The sequence below is a fragment of the Streptosporangium sp. NPDC051022 genome (assembly GCF_040683035.1).
Taxonomy (GTDB): domain Bacteria; phylum Actinomycetota; class Actinomycetes; order Streptosporangiales; family Streptosporangiaceae; genus Streptosporangium.
This window is the reverse complement of record NZ_JBFBCF010000002.1, coordinates 555,273-571,851: the sequence shown is the minus strand read 5'-3', so window position 1 is coordinate 571,851 and position 16,579 is coordinate 555,273. Positions and strand designations below refer to the sequence as shown.

The following is a 16,579-nucleotide window of genomic DNA, read 5'->3' as shown; positions in this document are numbered from 1 at the left end:
GCCGTCCCGGCTCACCCCCACGGCGCCTTCCCCGCCGCACCGGCTCACCCGTACGGAATCTCCCTCGTCGCATCGATCCCGCACCGGCTCACCCGTACGAACCTCCCCCGTCACATCACCCCCGCACCGGGTCACCCGTACGGAATCTCCCCCTTCGCGCCGTCCCCGCACGAGGTCACCCGCACGGCGCCTTCGGTGCCGTTCCCGCTTCGCGGGTCAACCGCACAGCACCTTCTCGCACCACTCCAGCCCCGCCGTTCCCCTGTCGACCAGCGCCTGGTCGGCGAACTCGTCGGTGCCGAGCAGGCCGAGCAGCGCGAAGGTGTCGGCCGCGTAGGCGGCCACCGTGTCCTCTCCCGGCGGGTCCCCCTCCGGCGAGCCGTAGCCGGTCAGGAGCGGCGCTCCCAGCAGGCCGTACGCCCTCATCCGGCCGAGTTCGGCCGCGGGATCGCCCATGGTGCAGTTGGACAGGTCGATCACCGCGACAAGGTCGTCCCCGCGGAAGCAGAGGTTCTCCGGGCGCAGGTCCATGTGGAGCAGGTGGAGGGCCCCGGCCGAACGCTTCCTGATCACCGCCGTGGCCGCCTCGACCAGCGCCCGATGGCCCCTGACCGGCACCCGCTCCGCCAGCGCGCCCACCCGGATCGCGACCCGCTCGACCATCGCCTCCGGAGCGCACTCGGCTCCCAGCCGCGCCCGCAGGGACGCGGGCACCGGTATCCCGTGGATCAGCCTGAGGACCTCGCCGAGGCGGCGGAGTTGCGCGGCACCGAGTTCGGCCACCTCGTCATTTGCGACGAAGTCCAGGAGCATCCACGAGCGCGTGTCCTCACCGCGGGCGCGCTGCCACCCTCTGAGGGAGGCCACGGGAACACCCGCGTCCGCGAGGACCCCGTGGACCAGGGCCTCCCGTTCGAGCACCGCGCCGAAGTCGACCGTGCCGTCGTACGCGGAAGGGGCGATCTCCCGGAGGGGCACCCGGAGCACGAAACGCCGTTCGCCGTCGACCTCGACGAGCAGGGCGGCGTAGTCGGCACCGCGCCGCCACGGCGAAACCCGGCTGCCGGGCGGCAACCGGTCGGCCAGTTGCCCCGCCATGCTCCTGGCCAGCAGTTCCTCGTCCGGGACTTCCACACTCTGCAACAAGGCAGCTTCCCATCTCCAAAGCGACTCGGGCCGTTCCCTCCGTCGGGGCGCCGCCCGGGTCTCCGTGCCGAAGGCTCGGTCACCGTGGCAGCAGCAGCGCCCCCTGAAGCGGGCGAACTCGGCAGCCTCGCCGGACCTTCGCGTCGATGGCGGCGCCTCCGTAGTCGATCCGGGCGCACCTCGGGCCTCTCAGCGCCCATTCGATCATCGCATAGTAGGTGGCCTCGAAATACGCGAACCCCTCCCTGCCCTCGAATCCCGCGAGTTTCGGCACGAGCCAGTCCGCTTCCTGGATCGCGAGCACATGGCCGATGACGCCGGAGTCACCGCGTATCACCTTAAGGAAAAGCAGCCTTCCCTCATATTCTTTCTGCAAAGAGTGAAATTGCCCTGATATCCGTTCTTCGCTGGAAACAAGGCCGTATCTCCGGTAGTGACCGACCTGCCGCCGCACGACATCGGAGGAGACCGTCACGACCGGCGATGTCTCTATCCGCAGCCCCGCCGCGGCGAAGGCCCGGCGTTCACGCACGACCTCACGCCTGCGTTTCGCGGTGAACCCCGAGAGATATTCGCCGAACGTCGACATCCCGCCGAGGTCGAGATACGCCGAGGCCCCCATGGGAAACAGGTGGGAGGGGCCGGAGATCTCCTCGGCGAGCCAGCCGGGCGCGGGATCGGGGAGGTGCGGGAGGAACACCGAGCCCGCTCCGGACTCGGCGGCCACCCGTCCGACCAGCCGCAGCAGGGCGCCGGCGGCGGCTCTCGCCGTACGCCGCCCGGCGTCCGCCGCCACGTGCAGGCCGGACACGTATGAGCTGGGCGCGACGACCACGACGGACGGCTCCCCGAGCAGATCCTCCGCCCCCTCGAACGGCAGGCCGGGGCCGGCGGCGTCGATGTGGTTCGACAACCGGTACTTCGTGTGGTCGTCGGTGTCGAACCGCAGGTGGAACACGGCGACCGCGACCGGCCGCCCCTCGGCGTAGGCGACGGCGTACTCGCAGGGCCGGTCGAACCCCGCGCCGTGACAGACGAGCCAGCGGACCGAGAGCTGGGGCGGCCCTCCCTCGACGGCCTTCGCCCAGTCGAGCGCGGCCACGGGGTCGTCGAGGGTGACGCGCCTGGTGGTGATGCCGATCGTTCCCGTCTCCAATTCCCTGGGTGCCCCTAACGTGTCGTCACTTCGGTGATGTTCGGTGTGGTGGTACGGCCGAGCGGATAGTCCGCGCGAAGCGTCAGGCCGGCCACGATGTCGCGGACCTCGGGCTCGTCCAGGCGGATGCTCACCTCCTCCCGCGGCCGGGCGGCCCGCCTGCTGAGGAACAGGTCCGCCAGCGCGCCGAGGGCCGAGGTGACCCGGGAGGCGGACAGGTCGACGGCGACCAGCCGGAAGACGTCGACGATCTCCAGTTCGATCGAGTCCTGGCTGGGATCGTGACGCTGGAGGGCGAGCCACTCCTGGGCGAGCTGGAAGTCGATGCCTCCGGTCGCCCCGAGGATGTCGTCCAGCGGAATCTCCGCGAGCCGCGAGACGCCCGGCTCTCCGGCCACGGCCAGTTCGGCCGCGCCGCCCGCGACGGCGACGGCCACCTGCGCGGCGATGCTGCGCGTCTTCTCCTCCGCCGCGGTCCAGTCGGCGTCCGCGCCGACCTCGGTGAAGGTGAACCCCTTCGGCGACCACACACTCGCGCTCACCGAGACGACCGTCTGCGCCCACCCCACGAGGAGGTGGCCCGCCTCGTGGATCGCCAGCGCCCGCGCGCTCTCGTGTTCGCGTTTCACGCCGTCACCCCCAGCCTGGCGAGCCCCTGGTCCCACTCCCTGGCGAGCCACGATTCGTACCCGGGTCCGGCGGGCTTGTCGACGACGATGCAGACGGGACAGATCTGCCGGTTCCTGGCCGAGAAGGCCGCGTGCATCTGGGAGAGATTGTTGCCGATGAGCAGATCCCCCCGCCCGCCGACGACCGTGCTCTCGTAGCGTTCCCGCACCCCCGGCCAGGAAACGCCGAGTGTCTCGAAGGTCGAGTGGCAGACGAGTACGGCCCCGGGGCCCTCACATGCGCCGCAGGGACAGCCCTCGACCAGCTCCCAGATCCCGGGAATCGAGGCGTACTGCTCCGGCCACAGCTCGCTCTCGGCGCGGGGGCCGCTGGGGAGCACGTGGTGGGCCGGGTTGGCCGAGCCGAGCAGGGAGCCCAGCGTCAGGTAACGCGAACGGTGCACGTCGCTCAACCGCAGGGAGCGCGCGATGTTGTCGCCGAGGAACCGCTCGACGTCCTCGCCGCGTTCCGGTGGCGCGCCGGACCGTACCCGGTAGGCCTCGACCAGCAGGGCGATGAGGTTGTAGTAGTACGTCTCGCCGGGGAACGCCCCGCGATGGGTGATCAGGAAACCCTGGTACATCTTGTGGGAGGGGCGCTTGAAGAAGACCGTGTTCGAGAACATCCGGTCGTCGGTGATGCCGTGGCGGTCGTTCTCCCTGCGGGGGGTGAGGAAGCTCGAATGCGCCCCGTCCTGGTGGGGCAGCAGGAACCGGGACCTCCCCCGGGGCACCGTCGGCGTGCCGTAGCTCTCCTCGTCGACCTCGACGTAGGCGTCGCCGGGCAGCAGGTGCTCGCGCCTCATGACGGTGGTGACGGCCAGCAGCGCGGCCCTCGCCCTGGAGATCAGCTCCGCGGTGGGCAGGGAGAGGTCCTCACCGGCCAGCCGGATCGTGACCGAGCCTCCGCCGGACAGGTGCTCGGCGGCCCCGTCCGCCCAGGACGCGGCCCCGGCCTCGGCGAACCAGGACGGGGGGACGTCGACCGTGAGGACGTCGACCCTGACCGGATCGGACGCGTCGTGCGGGCTTCGCGTGGCATGTTCGGAACGGGTCATGGATCACCCCTTGTGAAGTCGGAAGACGGCCTCGAAGAGCAGCCTGGCCGCGATCTGCGGGGTCCGGCCCGTCGGATCGAGACGGGGCGCGACCTCGGCGATGTCGAAGGCCCCGACGGGCAGACCGTGCAGGATTTCCCAGACATCCAGGAACGCCGAGCCCGTCAGCCCTCCGAGGGTGACGTTGCCCGTCCCGGGGGCGACGGAGCAGTCGAGGATGTCGATGTCGGTCGAGATGTAGACGACGTCGCAGCTCTCCCCCAGCCGCTCGGCGAGGGCGGCGACCGGCCGGGCGTCGTCGCGCAGTTCGGGGGCCGCGATCACGGAGTGGCCGCGGTCGACCAGGTGGCGGAGCTGGTCGCGGCGTGTCACGTCGCCGACCCCGACGAAGGCGATGTTCTCCGGTCTCATCCCGGGCAGCTCGGAGATCCTGCGGGAGTTGGACCCGTGGTAGATGGGCCCGTGCAGACGGCTCGAATCGCCGTAGTCGAAGTGGTGGTCGAGGTTGACGAACCCGATCCGCTCCGGCGGGACGGTCTCCCTCATGGCCAGGTAGAAGCCGGTGAAGGTGCCGATCGTGCACGAGTGGTCCCCGACGAGGAATATGCCGCGACGCCCGCCGTCCAGCAGCGCCCGCGTTCCCGAGGCCACGGAGGCGACCGTCGCCATCGGGTCGCTGGGGAAGACGGACAGGTCTCCGGCGTCCACGACCACCGGATGTCCGTACTCGAACTCCTTGCCCGTCCGCATGTCCGTCATCGGCTCGACCGCACGGGTGGACAGGGAACTTGAATAGACGAGGCTCGACGCGCGCATCGCCCTCGGTCCCTCGGCCGCGCCGGGCCTGGAGCTGGTGGTCCCGTCGAAGGGGACCCCGGCGGCCACCCACGTGGAGGGCTCGGACGGCAGGCGGTCCCAGTCGGTCACCAGATCCGCCCCGAACAGCGTGGGCACTCCGGCCCAGCCGGGCGCGGCGGCGACGCGGACGGGCGCCGATTCGGCGGCGGCGACAAGGACGGCGGGGTCGAAGGACGACTCTCTCACTTCAGGCATGCGTCCTCCGCTTCGCGCCTTCCGGCCAGAAGATCTGTCATGAGTTCCACCTTCTCCACGAACAACTCCCAGCTCCTGCCGGGCGTGAGGTGATAGGGCTCGAACACCACGGGCGCGTCCTCCCGCCAGTGCGCGAAGTCCCAGTCGTGGATGCGCGGGCGCAGTACGGGGAAGTCGGGCACCAGGGGGTAGGGGACGAAGTTGTAGAGGTTGGCGAGCCAGACGACGTCGGCGCACTCCCGCAGCCAGCGGACCGTCTCGGCGTGGCCGTTCTCCGTCTCCGCGGCGAGGCCGCCCATCACGTTGAGCACCACGCGCATGCCCCGCCGGTCGATCGCCCGCAGGCTGTCGCGGTAGTGGTCAAGGCCCCGCGACAGCTTTCCCGACTCGCGGAGCATCTCGGTGTCGGCGGACTCGAACCCGAGCTCGACCGCCACGACGCCCAGTTCGGACATCGCGTCCAGCACCCAGGGGCGTACGGCCAGGACGTGCGTCTGCACGATGAAGCGGTAGCCGGGCCTGTCGCGGAAGACCGTGAGCAGGTTCCGCACGGCCTCACGCGACTGGCCGAACGTCTTGTCCCCGATGTAGACCAGCCGCGTACCGGGGTAGCGCTCGGCGAACTGGTCGACCTCCCGCCCGAGCGCGTCCGTCTCGACGAGGGTGAGCTGCTGGCTCCAGGCGTCTCCGCAGAAGCGGCACTTGTAGAGGCAGCCGTGGCTGGCGTTGAGCCGCAGCAGGGGGACCCGTCCCGCGTATCCTCCGAGATGGCGGTACTGGGGCACCCAGCTGATGCGCTCCTCGGCGATCCCGGAACGGCTGCGCACCGACACGAGTCCGTCGGCCGAGGTCTCGGGGCGGAGGACCGCGCGCAACTGCTCGATCCCGACCTGTCCCCTGACCACCCTGCTGACGTCGCCGGGAGTGGCGAGAGGCGCCATGTTCCCCCCGATCACGGTGATCCGCCCCATCTGCTTCAGGGGGCGGCTGACGCGCAGGGCCAGGTCGAAGTTCTGTGCCAGCGGGCTGAGCAGTATCGCGTCTCCGGGGGCGCTCACCTCGACGAGCGCGCGCAGGCAGTCGTCCGGGGAGGCGGTGGAGCTCAGGTCGACGTAGGTGGACTCGACGTCGAGTTCGTCGAGCAGCGCGGTGATGTGGGCGACCCACAGGGGCATCTCCCAGAGGCTCGCCTCCGGAATGAAGAACTCCGGGAAGAGGCGCGCGAACTCCCGTTCGTACAGATCGTAATAGCGGCGCAGGTCGCGTTGCGGCTCACTGGTCGAGGGAAACGGTAACTGGACGATATGCGCTGTGGGCAATGGCCTCTCCGTTAATGCGATTCAGTGCATACGGGTTCCGGGGAGCCGAAAGGCGATCTCCACACATCGGGCTACACGGCCTCGGGCACCCCTGCGAGGATTTCGGCACCTCATCCGCCGACATCCATAACAGACATGGATAATATTGTTTTCATCGAGAGTCAATAACCGTTCGGCGACATCGGACTACTCTCCGCCGCGAAAGCCCACTCTCACCTGCACGGAAACCACCGACAAAATACGAATACGAATATCCCGGAGGGCGCCGGCCGGACGCCTCATCCGCCCCAGGCTTCACACGGTCGCGGCCCGCCCTTTTTCGCGGGTTTACGGCCCGCCCTTTTCATGGGTCGCCGACCACATCGAACCGGTGGGCGTCCCGGTTCGGTGTTCCGGGCACGACTGTGCGATCCTCCGGTTCCGGCGCGATCGCGACCCTCCGGTTCCGGGCACGACTGTGCGACGCTCCGGGGGAGAGCGGGCGCGACGACGGTTCGGACCCGCGACCGCAGGAATCGGCCGTGACGGGCCGGAGACGCCGACGGAGCGCCTCCCGTCAGGCCGTCTCAGAAAGGGCGGGCCCACATGTCCGATGGCCAGGTCGCCGTGCTCGGTGAGTGCGTCGCCGACGGCTTCGTCACCGGGAGCGCGCGGGGCGAGCTCACCCTGCGCGTCCTGCCCGGCGGCAGCCCCGCGAACACCGCCGTGGCCCTCTCCCGGCTCGGCACGCCCACCCGCTTTCTCGGGCGGCTCTCCCACGACTCCTTCGGCGCCCTGTTCCGCGCCCATCTCAACGCCTCCGGAGTCGACCTGACCGGCTGCGTGAGCGCCGCCGAGCCCAGCACGCTCGCGGTGGCCACGCTGGACGAGTCGGGGCAGGCCGCCTACTCCTTCTACGCGGAGGGCTCGGCCGACTGGCAGTGGAGCACGGCGGAGCTGACCGCCGAGCGGGCCGGCGACGTCTCCTGCCTGCACACCGGCTCCATCGCCCTGGTCCACGCCCCCGGCGCGGATCGCATCGAGGAGCTGCTGGCGCGGATCGCCGCCCGCGCGACCGTCTCGATCGACCCCAACGTCCGTGCCGGGTTCGTCGACCTGGCCGTCTACCGGGAACGGATGCTCCGGTGGTGCGCGCTGGCCGACATCGTCAAGCTGAGCGACGACGACCTGGAGGCGATCCACCCCGGCGAGGAGGCCGAGCGGGCCTGCGACACCTGGCACGCCGCGGGCGCGCGGCTGGTCGTGGTGACCCGCGGGCCCGAGGGCGCGCTCGTCTCCCTGGACGGCGAGCGCGTGACGGTGCCCGCTCCCGTCGTCACGGTCGTGGACACCGTCGGCGCGGGCGACTCCTTCACCGCCGCCCTCCTGCACCGGCTGCGCTCACACGGCCTGCTCGGCGGGCGGCTCGACACCCTCGACCTCGACCGGGCCGGGGACGCGGCGGCCTTCGCGGCCCGGGTCGCCGCTCTCACCTGTTCGGTGCCGGGAGCCGACCCGCCGTGGGCCCGGGACCTCACCGGCGACGGATCGCCACGGGCACGCCTGCCGTAGGGCACGCGGAGGCGCGGTTGAAGGTCAGGGGCGCAGTGGTGCAGGGCCGCGAAGGCGCGCGGAACTAGCCCGGCCGGGAGACGGCCCGTTCCCGTGTCCGCGCCAGCCTGCCCGCGAGCACGCGGGCGATCCAGTCGGAGCGGCTGGCGATCAGCGGCCCGAACAGGGCGAGCACGAGCACGTATCCGGCGATGAACGGCGCGAGCCTGCCGTCCAGTCCCGCGGCGAGCGCCATGGTCGCCAGGACCAGGGCGAACTCACCACGCGAGAGCACGGTCAGCGAGACGTTGACCCCCTCCGTCATGCCGAAGGAGTTCATCCTGGCGGCCAGCCCGCCGGCCAGGACGTTGAGCACCAGCGTGATCGCCACCGCGGCCGCGATGGGCCAGGCGACGGAGAGCATGTCCCCCGGCTCGATGGACAGCCCGAAGGCGAAGAAGAACAGGGCCGCGAAGGCGTCCCTGAGCGGGTGGACGAGCTCGCGGATGCGCGGTGCCGCCCTGGTCGAGCTCAGGATGAGTCCGATCATGAAGGCGCCGATGGCGTCGGAGACGCCGAGTTCCTCCGCGACACCCGCGGTGAGGATCGCCAGCCCGGTGAACGTCACCACGAGCAGTTCGTCGTCCCTGGTCGTCACGAGCTTGTCCACCAGCCGGGCGCCCCACCTGGCCAGCGCGGTCAGCGCGATCAGGAAGGCGAACGCCCTGCCGAAGGAGAGCGCGGCGGCGGCGAAGGAGTCGGCGCCGCTGAGCACCGGTTGCAGAATGGCCAGGTAGAGGGCGAGGAAGACGTCCTCGACCACGACGATGCCCAGGATGAGGCGGCTCTCCGGATTGCCGAGCCGCCCGAGGTCGACGAGCAGCTTGGTCACGATGGCCGAGGAGGAGGTTCCGATCACCCCGGCCAGGACCAGCGCCTCCCGGGAGCCCCAGCCGAGGGCGAACCCGAACGCCAGGCCGCCGCCGACGTTGAGCACGATGTAGGTCACCCCGGCGAACACCAGCCGCTTGCCGCCGGCGGCCAGGTCGTCGAGGGAGAACTCGATACCGAGGTAGAACAGCAGGAAGATCAGGCCGAGCGTGGCGATGACCTTCAGGTCGGCCGGGTTCTCCACCAGGGCGAGCCCGGGAGTGTGCGGGCCGAAGATGATGCCCGCGAGCATGAACAGGGGGATCGTCGGCAGCCCGATCCGGGCGCCGAGCCTGGCGATGATTCCGGCGGCGAGGAAGGAGCCGCCGAGGGCGATGAGAGCGTCACCCAGTGCCACGGTGTCCCCCTTCCGGGCGGATTCCGGGCATGGTGAACGCACATTCGTAGAACATGGAAGGCCTCCGTAGGACGGACGATCTCGGTGTCAGGTGTCAGAGATCGCCGGACGGAGGCGCCCGGGGTTCGGCGGAGGTGTGTACGGCCCGCGCGACGGGAGGCGCGGCCCGGTGGGGACGGGGGGTCCACGTCGCCCCCGCGGGCGGCCCCTGCGCGGTGTCCGGCGGAGCCAGGAAGTGCCCCGCCGGTCCCGGATCCGGGTTCGGGCTCGGGCTCGGATTCGAATGCGGGAGGTGCGGGGGAAGCACCGCGCCACCGGCCAGCGTGACGGCGAGGCCGGGCTCGTGGTGAAGGTCGTGAGGCACCTGGAGCGGCGCGTGGACGACGGCGAACAGGACAAGCAGAAGGGCGGCGACGGTGCCAATGACCTTCCGCGACAAACTGGACCCTAACGCCGGAGAGAACTGGCGGTCATTTTATCAGCCCCCTCCGGACCGGACCGGGGCCGAGGCCACGCCAGGCGCTGCGGCGCGCTGTGGGCCCACTGCCGGACGAGCTCAAGGGGCCCCTGCTCGAAGCGGCGCAGCCATAGCGTGGACAGGGTCATGAACGCGACGCAGATACCCGCCCACGCGCCCGCGACCCACCACGGCCGCAGTCCGTCGAACCTCGCGGCCAGACCCAGCCCCCAGCCGTAGCAGAGGACCGCCCCGGCCAGGTTCTGGAAGACGTAGCAGCTCAACGCGGTACGGCCGACGGCCGTCAGTCCCCTTCTGACCAGGCCCGGAGCACCGCTCATCCGGTGCACGAGGGTCGTCGTCAGCGCGAGCAGGCCCAGCGCGACCAGCGGCGGCAACAGGTAGCGGTCGACCAGGAACCAGGTGTCCCCGGCGAAGGCGGTCAGCAGGTTGAGCGGCGCGCCCAGGCCGAACCCGACGAGCATCAGCTTCCGGCGCAGGGCGGCGCCCCGTCCCGAGTCCTCGAACACCCCGGCGCGCACCAGCCGCGAGCCGAGCAGAAAGAGCACGACGCCGAGCGGGAGGATGAGCACGGCCTCGATCCGGTAGACGACGACCAGGTGGATCCTGGCGGCGACCTGGTCGAGATAGCTCCCTTCGGAGAACAGCGTCGAGGACTCCCTCTGAGCGGGCGAGGTCATGGAGGCCACGCCGTACAACATGGCGAAGGTGGCCAGGCCGATCAGCGCGGCGAACACCGCCCCCACCGTGATCATCCAGGCCCTGACCACTCGGTCGCTCCGGCCGATAAGGAACGCCGCCAGGACCGAGACCACGGCGTAGCCCATGAGCACGTCGAACTCGAAGATCAGCACATAGTGGAGCAGTCCCTCGACGAACAGCAGCGCCGTTCGCCACAGGTACCAGCCGGGCCAGGTGGCGCCGCGCCGTACGGCCGAGCGGTACTGCAGCTCCATCCCCACCCCGAACAGCAGACTGAGCAGGGCCAGGAACTTGCCGTTCGTCAGAAACCGCAGGAAGGTCTCCAGGACCCCGGGGTCGCCCAGCGCCTTCATGACCCCGGCCGGTCCCTCCGGACTGGCGAAGATCCAGATGTTGGTGCCCAGGGTGCCCATGATGGCGACGCCCCTGAGCACGTCGAGTACGTCGATACGTCGCGTCGTCACACCGTCAACGATGTCCGGCCACCCCCGCCCGGACATCGTCATCCAGACCCATCCCCCCGATACACCGATGGATGTACACCTATCGGGGCACGGCTCCCGGTCCCAGCCCGGATCACTGTGAGGACCGGCTCCGGAGGTGTTCGGTGAGGAAGGCCGTGGCCGCCTCGACGGCGTGGGTGATGTGGGGTTCGGTGTCGTAGAGGTCGGTGTGGAGCCGGGCGTCCAGCCAGACGATCCTCCTGGGCTCGTCCATGCGCCGGTAGGCCTCCTCCGCCCCCTCCGGGGAGCAGAAGCGGTCGACCAGGCCGTGCACGATCAGGCCGGGTTTGGGGGACAGGAAGTCGGCGCCGGTCATGTTGTCCACGGTGATCAGCTCGCGGAGAGAGGCCCGGGTGACCTCGTTGCGCCAGAGCGGGGAGGCTCCGCGCCCGGTCCCGTAGTAGGCGAACGGCTCGTCGCCGGGCATGGCCGCCTCGCCGTCCTCGGCCACGGCGGGGATGTACTCCACCGGTCCGCCCCGGTCCTGGCGCTCCAGCACGTCGGTGAGAGAGGCCAGCGCGTCCCGGTAGCCGCCCGCCATGGCGGCGCGCATGCCGTAGGGGTTGTTGTAGGCCCCGGCGATGCCCGCGAAGGCCCCGACCCGGGGGTCGAAGGCGGCGAACCTGAGCGCGTACCCCGCGCCGAGACAGATCCCGACCGCGCCGATCCTGTCGCCGTCCACCTCGGGGCGCGAGCGCAGCAGTGAGACCGCGGCCCGCAGGTCGTGCAGCTTGCCCTGCGGGTCCTCGTGCCCGCGTGGCGCGCCGCCCGACTCACCCCAGTTGCGGTGGTCGAAGGCCAGCGTCACGTATCCCGCCTCGGCCAGCCTGGCCGCGTACAGCCCGGTGACCTGGTCTCGCGTCCCGGTGAACGGCCCGGTCAGCACCAGCGCCGGATGCGGGCCGGACCCGGCGGGCCCGCGCAGGTCGCCGACGAGCGTGATCCCGTCGGCGTCGAACTCCACCCTCTCGCTCATGTCCCAAGACTGTACGGCCCCGCGAACCGGGCACGGCACGGAAGCCGCGAGAACCGGACCCGCGCGTACGGCCCCGCGCACCCGAGGCGGGGGCGCGGAGCCGTACGGCATGCGGACGGCGACGATCGGGGCACCGGCCAGGCCGGGGACACCGGCCGGGACCGGGGCGCCGATGAGGACCGGGACGCCCTAGGAGTCGAAGCCGAGGCCCATCCGGTCCAGGGTGCGCAGCCAGAGGTTGCGGCGGCCCTGGTGGAGGTCGGCCTGGGCGATCGACCAGCGGGTCATCTGGATCCCGACCGAGCGGACCGGCTCGGGCGGGAACGGCAGCGGCTTCTCCTTGACCATCCGGAGCTCGGTCCGCTCGGTCCGCTCACCGGAGAGCATGTCGAGCATGACGTTGGCCCCGAAGCGGGTCGCGCCGACCCCCATGCCGGTGTAGCCGGCGGCGTAGGCGAGACGCCCGCCGTGCGACTGACCGTAGAAGGCGCTGAACCTGCTGCAGGTGTCGATGATGCCGCCCCACCTGTGGGTGAAGCGCAGCCCGGACAGCTGGGGGAACGTCGTGAAGAAGTGTTCCGCCAGCTTGGCGAAGGTCTCGTCGCGCTGCTCGTACTCCGGCTTGATCTTCCCACCGTTGTAGTAGACCGCGTCGTAGCCGCCCCAGAGGATGCGGTTGTCCGAGGTCAGACGGTAGTAGTGGAACTGGTTGGCCGAGTCGCCGACGCCCTGCCGGTTGTGCCAGCCGACGGAGGCGAGTTGCTCCGCCGACAGCGGCTCGGTCATCAGCGCGTAGTCGTAGACCGGCACCAGGAAGTGCTTCAGCCGCCGCAGCAGCGGCTGGAACACGCCGGTGCCGAGTGCGACCTTGCCCGCCTTGACGGTGCCGTACGGGGTGAGCAGGTCCATGCTCGTCCCGGTGTCCTTCATGTGCCGGACGGGTGTGTGCTCGTGAACACGTACCCCCAGGGAGAGGCATGCCTCCCGGAGCCCCCAGGCCAGCCGGGCGGGGTCGAGCATGGCGCAGCCGTCGCGCTCCCAGTGGCCTCCGATGTAGGTGGGCGAGTTCACCTCCGCCCTGACCTGCTCCTGGTCAAGGGTGTCGAAGCGGACACCCAGGTCTCTGGCGACCTCGACGCTCTCGTTCATCTCCTCCAGCTGCCACGGCTCGGTGGCCACGTGCAGCTCACCGGTGCGCTCGTAGCCGCAGTCGATGCCGTACCGGGCGACGGTCTCGCCGAGCTCGTCGAGGTTGGCGAGTCCCATGTGTTCGAGGGTCTCGATCTCCTCGGGCCAGCGTTCCAGGCCGTTGGCGATGCCGTGGGTGAGCGTCGCCATGGCGAAGCCCCCGTTACGGCCGGACGCCGCCCAGCCGATCTTGCGACCTTCGAGCAGGACCACGTCGAGCGACGGGTCGCGCTCTTTGGCCATCAGGGCGGTCCACAGCCCCGAGAAGCCACCTCCGACCACCGCGAGATCGGCGGTCGTGTTTCCGAAGAGCCGCGGCAGCGGCTCGGGTTTCGCCGGACTGTCGAGCCAGTACGGCTTGCGCTCCGCGTCAGCAAGAGCCTTCAGCGGATCCACAAATCTCACTTCCCTACGTGAGTCAAAGTGTTGTTGTGTGTATCGCGGGATCATGAAGATCACGCGCGGGTTCCCCCCGCCTGAATCCGATCTCGCCTCCCTGTTCTCTGCCGAGGATCTTGATACACCGAAGCCCCGTGCCATCCACCGATGGCACGGGGCTTGACGGCAGCTAGGTTCGGCGGCGAGTGTTCACCGTGTTGATCACGGCGATCACGACGCCTACCGCGAATATAAGCGTTCCCAGGATGTTGACCTGCGGCGGGACCCCGATACGGGTGGCTCCCCAGATCCACAGCGGGAACGTCTGGAGGGCGCCGCTGGTGAACTGGGTGATCACGAAGTCGTCGATGGACAGCGCGAACGCCAGCAGCGCGCCGGAGACGACGCCGGGCAGGATCATCGGGAACGTCACCCGCCAGAAGGTCACCCAGGTGGACGCGCCCAGGTCCCTGGCGGCCTCCTCGACCGACCGGTCGAGCCCGACCACCCGGGCCCGCACGGTGATGGCCACGAACGACAGCGAGAACAGCACGTGCGCGACGACCACGGTCCAGAAGCCGGTGCCCACGCCGAGGCTGACGAACAGCGACAGCAGCGAGGCGCCCATCACGAGCTCGGGCGAGGCGATCGCGGCGAACAGCACCAGGTTGGTCGCGCCCTGCCCGCGGAAGCGGTGGCGGCCCAGGGCCAGGCCCATGAGCGTGCCGACCACCGTCGTGATCAGCGTGGCGAGCAGGGCGATCTTCAGCGAGTTGCCCACGGCTGCGACCAGCTCGGGGTAGTCGCCGAGCCGGGTCCACCATTTGAGGGTGAACCCCTGCCAGTTCACGTTCGACTTGCTCTGCGTGTCGTTGAAGCCGAACACGATCATCACCGCGATCGGCAGGAACAGCCAGGCGATGATGAGCCAGACGTAGATCTTGAGCAGCCGGTCGCCCAGCCGGGTCTTCGGCCGCCGCGGCCCGGGGGTTCCGGCGTCGGCCCGTTCCCCGGCCGTGACCGTGGCGGTTCGTGGTGCGCTCATCGGGCCGCCGCCTCCAGCACGTTCTCGGTGCCGAGCGCCCTGGCGTAGGCGAAGATGCCGATCAGCATCGCCGCCATCAGGGTGAACGACAGCGCCGCCGCGACCGGGTAGTCGGCGTTGACCAGGTACTCGGTCTGGATGATGTTGCCGATCATCGTGTTCTGCGGGCCGCCGAGGATCCCGGCGTTGACGTAGTCGGCGGTCATGGGGACGAACGTCATCAGCACCCCGGCGAACACGCCGGGCAGCGACAGCGGCAGCACGATCTTGGTGAACGCCTCGCGCTTGGCCGCGTAGAGGTCCTGGGCGGCCTCGATCACCCGGGGGTCGACCCGCTCCAGCGCCACGTAGATCGGCAGGATCATGAAGGGCAGGTAGTTGTAGACCAGGCCGCCGATCACCGCGACCGTGGTCTGCAGGACGTGGAAGTCGGCGGGCAGCAGGCCCATCGACTTCATCGGCGACAGCAGCATGCCGTCGTCGGCGAGCAGGAACTTCCACGACACCGTGCGCAGCACGAATGACACGAAGAACGGCAGCAGCACCAGCAGCAGGTAGGTGGACTTGCGCGCGCCGCCCTTGAAGGCGATCCAGTAGGCCATCGGGTAGGCCAGCGCGATGGAGACGACCGTGGCCACCAGGCCGTAGAGCGCCGAACGCAGGAACTGCGTCTGGTACTGCATCAGGGCGTCGCCGTACACCGAGAAGTTGAAGGTCTGGACGAAGCCGTTGACCATGTCGCCCTCCTGGGTGGAGACCGAGGCCATGAAGACCATCGGCACCACCAGGAAGATCAGCAACCACATGCCGCCGGGCAGGATCAGCAGGTAGGGGGCGAGACGCTTCACCGGGGGCTCACCGTCAGCCTTGCGTGATCGGCTGGAAGATGGACTCGAAGACCTTCTCCTTCGCCGCGTCGAGGGTGACGTAGGACCGCAGCCTGGCCATGTCGACCTCCGCGGGGTAGATCATCGGGCTGTTGGCCAGCTGCTCCAGCGCCGCCTTGTCGTCCCCGGTCTTCTTGGCCGCGTCGGCGAGGACCAGGTCCTTGGTCACGGGCACCGGGGTGACGTAGTTGATGGCCTCGACCAGCATGGTCGCGATCTTGGGCTGGTAGACGTAGTCCATGTACGTCAGCGCGTCCACCGGGTTCTGCGCGGTCTTGGGGATGCACATGTTGTCGGTCCAGATCGTGCCGCCCTCCTGGGGGACCACGAACTTGAGGTCCTTGCCCTCGGCGACCTGCTGGAAGATGTCACCCGACCAGGCCATGGTGATCCACACGTCGCCCCTGGCGAGCGCGTCGACGTAGTCGTTCTCGTAGTACTTGCGCACGAGCCCGGCGTCCCGCTGCGCCTTGAGCTTCTCGCCCGCCTTGCGCCAGTCGGCCTCCGTCGACTTGTCGGGGTCGATGCCCTGGGCGAACAGCCCGAAGTTGGCGATCTCCTCGTTGTCGGACAGCATGCCGACCTTGCCCTTGTACTTGGGGTTCCAGAGGTCCTGGACGCTCTTGACCTCGTCGACGTACTTCGGGTTGTAGGCGATGCCGGTCAGGCCGACCATCCACGGGATGGTGTGGGCGTTGTCGGGGTCCCAGGGCGGGTTCTTGACCTTCTGGGCGGCGTTGGCGGTGAAGTTGGGCAGCTTGGCGTGGTCCAGCGGGGCCAGGTAGCCCAGCTGGATGGCCCGGCCGAGGTGGACGCCGTTGGTCAGCACCATCAGGTCGTAGCCGATGTCCTGGCCCGCGGCGAGCAGCGGCTGGATCTTGCCGAAGAACGACGGGACCTCCTGGATGGCCTCCTGGTAGGCGACCTGGATCCCGGTGTCGGCGGTGAACATCTCCAGCGACGGGTACTTCTTGCCGTCCTTGTCGATGTACAGCGGCCAGTTGGCGAAGCGCAGGGTGCCGTTCTTCTGCTTGGCGGCCCAGAAGTCGGTGACCGCGTCCTTCTGCGGCGGCGCGGCGGCCTTCTTGCCCTGGATGCCGCAGCCGGCCAGGGCGAGGCCAGCGGCGGAGAGCCCGGCCAGGCGGAGGGCGTCGCGACGGGTGACCGAACGGCTCTGCGTCATGCCTCGGAGGAGGGCGGGGTT

14 protein-coding genes are annotated in these 16,579 nt (G+C 69.8%); 1 reads left to right on the top strand and 13 read right to left on the bottom strand.

What is annotated here, in order from left to right; translation table 11 throughout:
* Positions 1 to 216 precede the first annotated feature (216 nt).
* The 6 genes from AB0N02_RS06575 to AB0N02_RS06550 all read right to left on the bottom strand — a co-directional run bounded on the left by AB0N02_RS06575 (position 217) and on the right by AB0N02_RS06550 (position 6,400).
* Positions 217 to 1,134: a phosphotransferase gene (locus AB0N02_RS06575; RefSeq protein ID WP_363943448.1), complete on the bottom strand. Its 918-nt coding sequence runs from the start codon at positions 1,132 to 1,134 to the stop codon at positions 217 to 219.
* A 91-nt stretch (positions 1,135 to 1,225) separates the two neighbouring features.
* Complete coding sequence (locus AB0N02_RS06570; protein WP_363943358.1) at positions 1,226 to 2,302, bottom strand: peptidogalycan biosysnthesis protein; 1,077 nt, start codon at positions 2,300 to 2,302, stop codon at positions 1,226 to 1,228.
* Between the two features lie 14 nt (positions 2,303 to 2,316).
* Positions 2,317 to 2,931 (bottom strand): hypothetical protein, encoded by a 615-nt coding sequence (locus AB0N02_RS06565; protein ID WP_363943356.1) that lies wholly within the window; start codon positions 2,929 to 2,931, stop codon positions 2,317 to 2,319.
* Positions 2,928 to 4,028 (bottom strand): hypothetical protein, encoded by a 1,101-nt coding sequence (locus tag AB0N02_RS06560; RefSeq protein ID WP_363943354.1) that lies wholly within the window; start codon positions 4,026 to 4,028, stop codon positions 2,928 to 2,930. The genes AB0N02_RS06565 and AB0N02_RS06560 overlap by 4 nt, the downstream gene beginning before the upstream one ends.
* A 3-nt stretch (positions 4,029 to 4,031) precedes the next feature.
* Positions 4,032 to 5,081, bottom strand: a complete 1,050-nt coding sequence (locus tag AB0N02_RS06555; protein ID WP_363943352.1) for an arginase family protein — start codon at positions 5,079 to 5,081, stop codon at positions 4,032 to 4,034.
* Entirely contained in the window at positions 5,069 to 6,400 is a 1,332-nt protein-coding gene (locus tag AB0N02_RS06550) for a radical SAM protein (protein ID WP_363943350.1), read from the bottom strand. The genes AB0N02_RS06555 and AB0N02_RS06550 overlap by 13 nt, the downstream gene beginning before the upstream one ends.
* A gap of 585 nt (positions 6,401 to 6,985) precedes the next feature.
* Between AB0N02_RS06550 and AB0N02_RS06545 the strand changes: the two genes are divergently transcribed.
* A complete protein-coding gene (locus AB0N02_RS06545) occupies positions 6,986 to 7,951 on the top strand; it encodes a carbohydrate kinase (protein ID WP_363943348.1) in 966 nt (321 codons plus the stop codon).
* 64 nt (positions 7,952 to 8,015) lie between these two features.
* On the opposite strand, the gene AB0N02_RS06540 is transcribed toward AB0N02_RS06545, so the two are convergent.
* The 7 genes from AB0N02_RS06540 to AB0N02_RS06510 all read right to left on the bottom strand — a co-directional run bounded on the left by AB0N02_RS06540 (position 8,016) and on the right by AB0N02_RS06510 (position 16,558).
* Complete coding sequence (locus AB0N02_RS06540; RefSeq protein WP_363943347.1) at positions 8,016 to 9,218, bottom strand: cation:proton antiporter; 1,203 nt, start codon at positions 9,216 to 9,218, stop codon at positions 8,016 to 8,018.
* A gap of 447 nt (positions 9,219 to 9,665) precedes the next feature.
* Positions 9,666 to 10,862: a DUF418 domain-containing protein gene (locus AB0N02_RS06535; RefSeq protein WP_363943346.1), complete on the bottom strand. Its 1,197-nt coding sequence runs from the start codon at positions 10,860 to 10,862 to the stop codon at positions 9,666 to 9,668.
* 112 nt (positions 10,863 to 10,974) lie between these two features.
* Positions 10,975 to 11,877 carry an alpha/beta hydrolase gene (locus AB0N02_RS06530; RefSeq protein WP_363943345.1) on the bottom strand — a complete coding sequence of 301 codons (903 nt, stop codon included), beginning with the start codon at positions 11,875 to 11,877 and terminating at the stop codon, positions 10,975 to 10,977.
* A 189-nt stretch (positions 11,878 to 12,066) separates the two neighbouring features.
* Entirely contained in the window at positions 12,067 to 13,461 is a 1,395-nt protein-coding gene (locus AB0N02_RS06525; protein ID WP_363943446.1) for an FAD-dependent oxidoreductase, read from the bottom strand.
* A 172-nt stretch (positions 13,462 to 13,633) separates the two neighbouring features.
* Complete coding sequence (locus AB0N02_RS06520) at positions 13,634 to 14,488, bottom strand: ABC transporter permease (RefSeq protein ID WP_363943344.1); 855 nt, start codon at positions 14,486 to 14,488, stop codon at positions 13,634 to 13,636.
* A complete protein-coding gene (locus AB0N02_RS06515; protein ID WP_363943343.1) occupies positions 14,485 to 15,336 on the bottom strand; it encodes an ABC transporter permease in 852 nt (283 codons plus the stop codon). Before AB0N02_RS06515 ends, AB0N02_RS06520 begins: the two co-directional genes overlap by 4 nt.
* Positions 15,337 to 15,349: 13 nt before the next feature.
* The gene (locus tag AB0N02_RS06510) at positions 15,350 to 16,558 is read right to left on the bottom strand and encodes a spermidine/putrescine ABC transporter substrate-binding protein (protein WP_363943341.1); all 1,209 of its coding nucleotides are present in this window, start codon (positions 16,556 to 16,558) and stop codon (positions 15,350 to 15,352) included.
* Positions 16,559 to 16,579: the final 21 nt, after the last annotated feature.

What these genes read in the sequence shown, in the direction of transcription:
- AB0N02_RS06555 (WP_363943352.1), bottom strand. Translation starts at nt 5,081, where the DNA reads ATGCCTGAAGTGAGAGAGTCGTCCTTCGACCCCGCCGTCCTTGTCGCC.
- AB0N02_RS06545 (WP_363943348.1), top strand. Translation starts at nt 6,986, where the DNA reads ATGTCCGATGGCCAGGTCGCCGTGCTCGGTGAGTGCGTCGCCGACGGC.
- AB0N02_RS06520 (WP_363943344.1), bottom strand. Translation starts at nt 14,488, where the DNA reads ATGAGCGCACCACGAACCGCCACGGTCACGGCCGGGGAACGGGCCGAC.
- AB0N02_RS06530 (WP_363943345.1), bottom strand. Translation starts at nt 11,877, where the DNA reads ATGAGCGAGAGGGTGGAGTTCGACGCCGACGGGATCACGCTCGTCGGC.
- AB0N02_RS06560 (WP_363943354.1), bottom strand. Translation starts at nt 4,028, where the DNA reads ATGACCCGTTCCGAACATGCCACGCGAAGCCCGCACGACGCGTCCGAT.
- AB0N02_RS06510 (WP_363943341.1), bottom strand. Translation starts at nt 16,558, where the DNA reads ATGACGCAGAGCCGTTCGGTCACCCGTCGCGACGCCCTCCGCCTGGCC.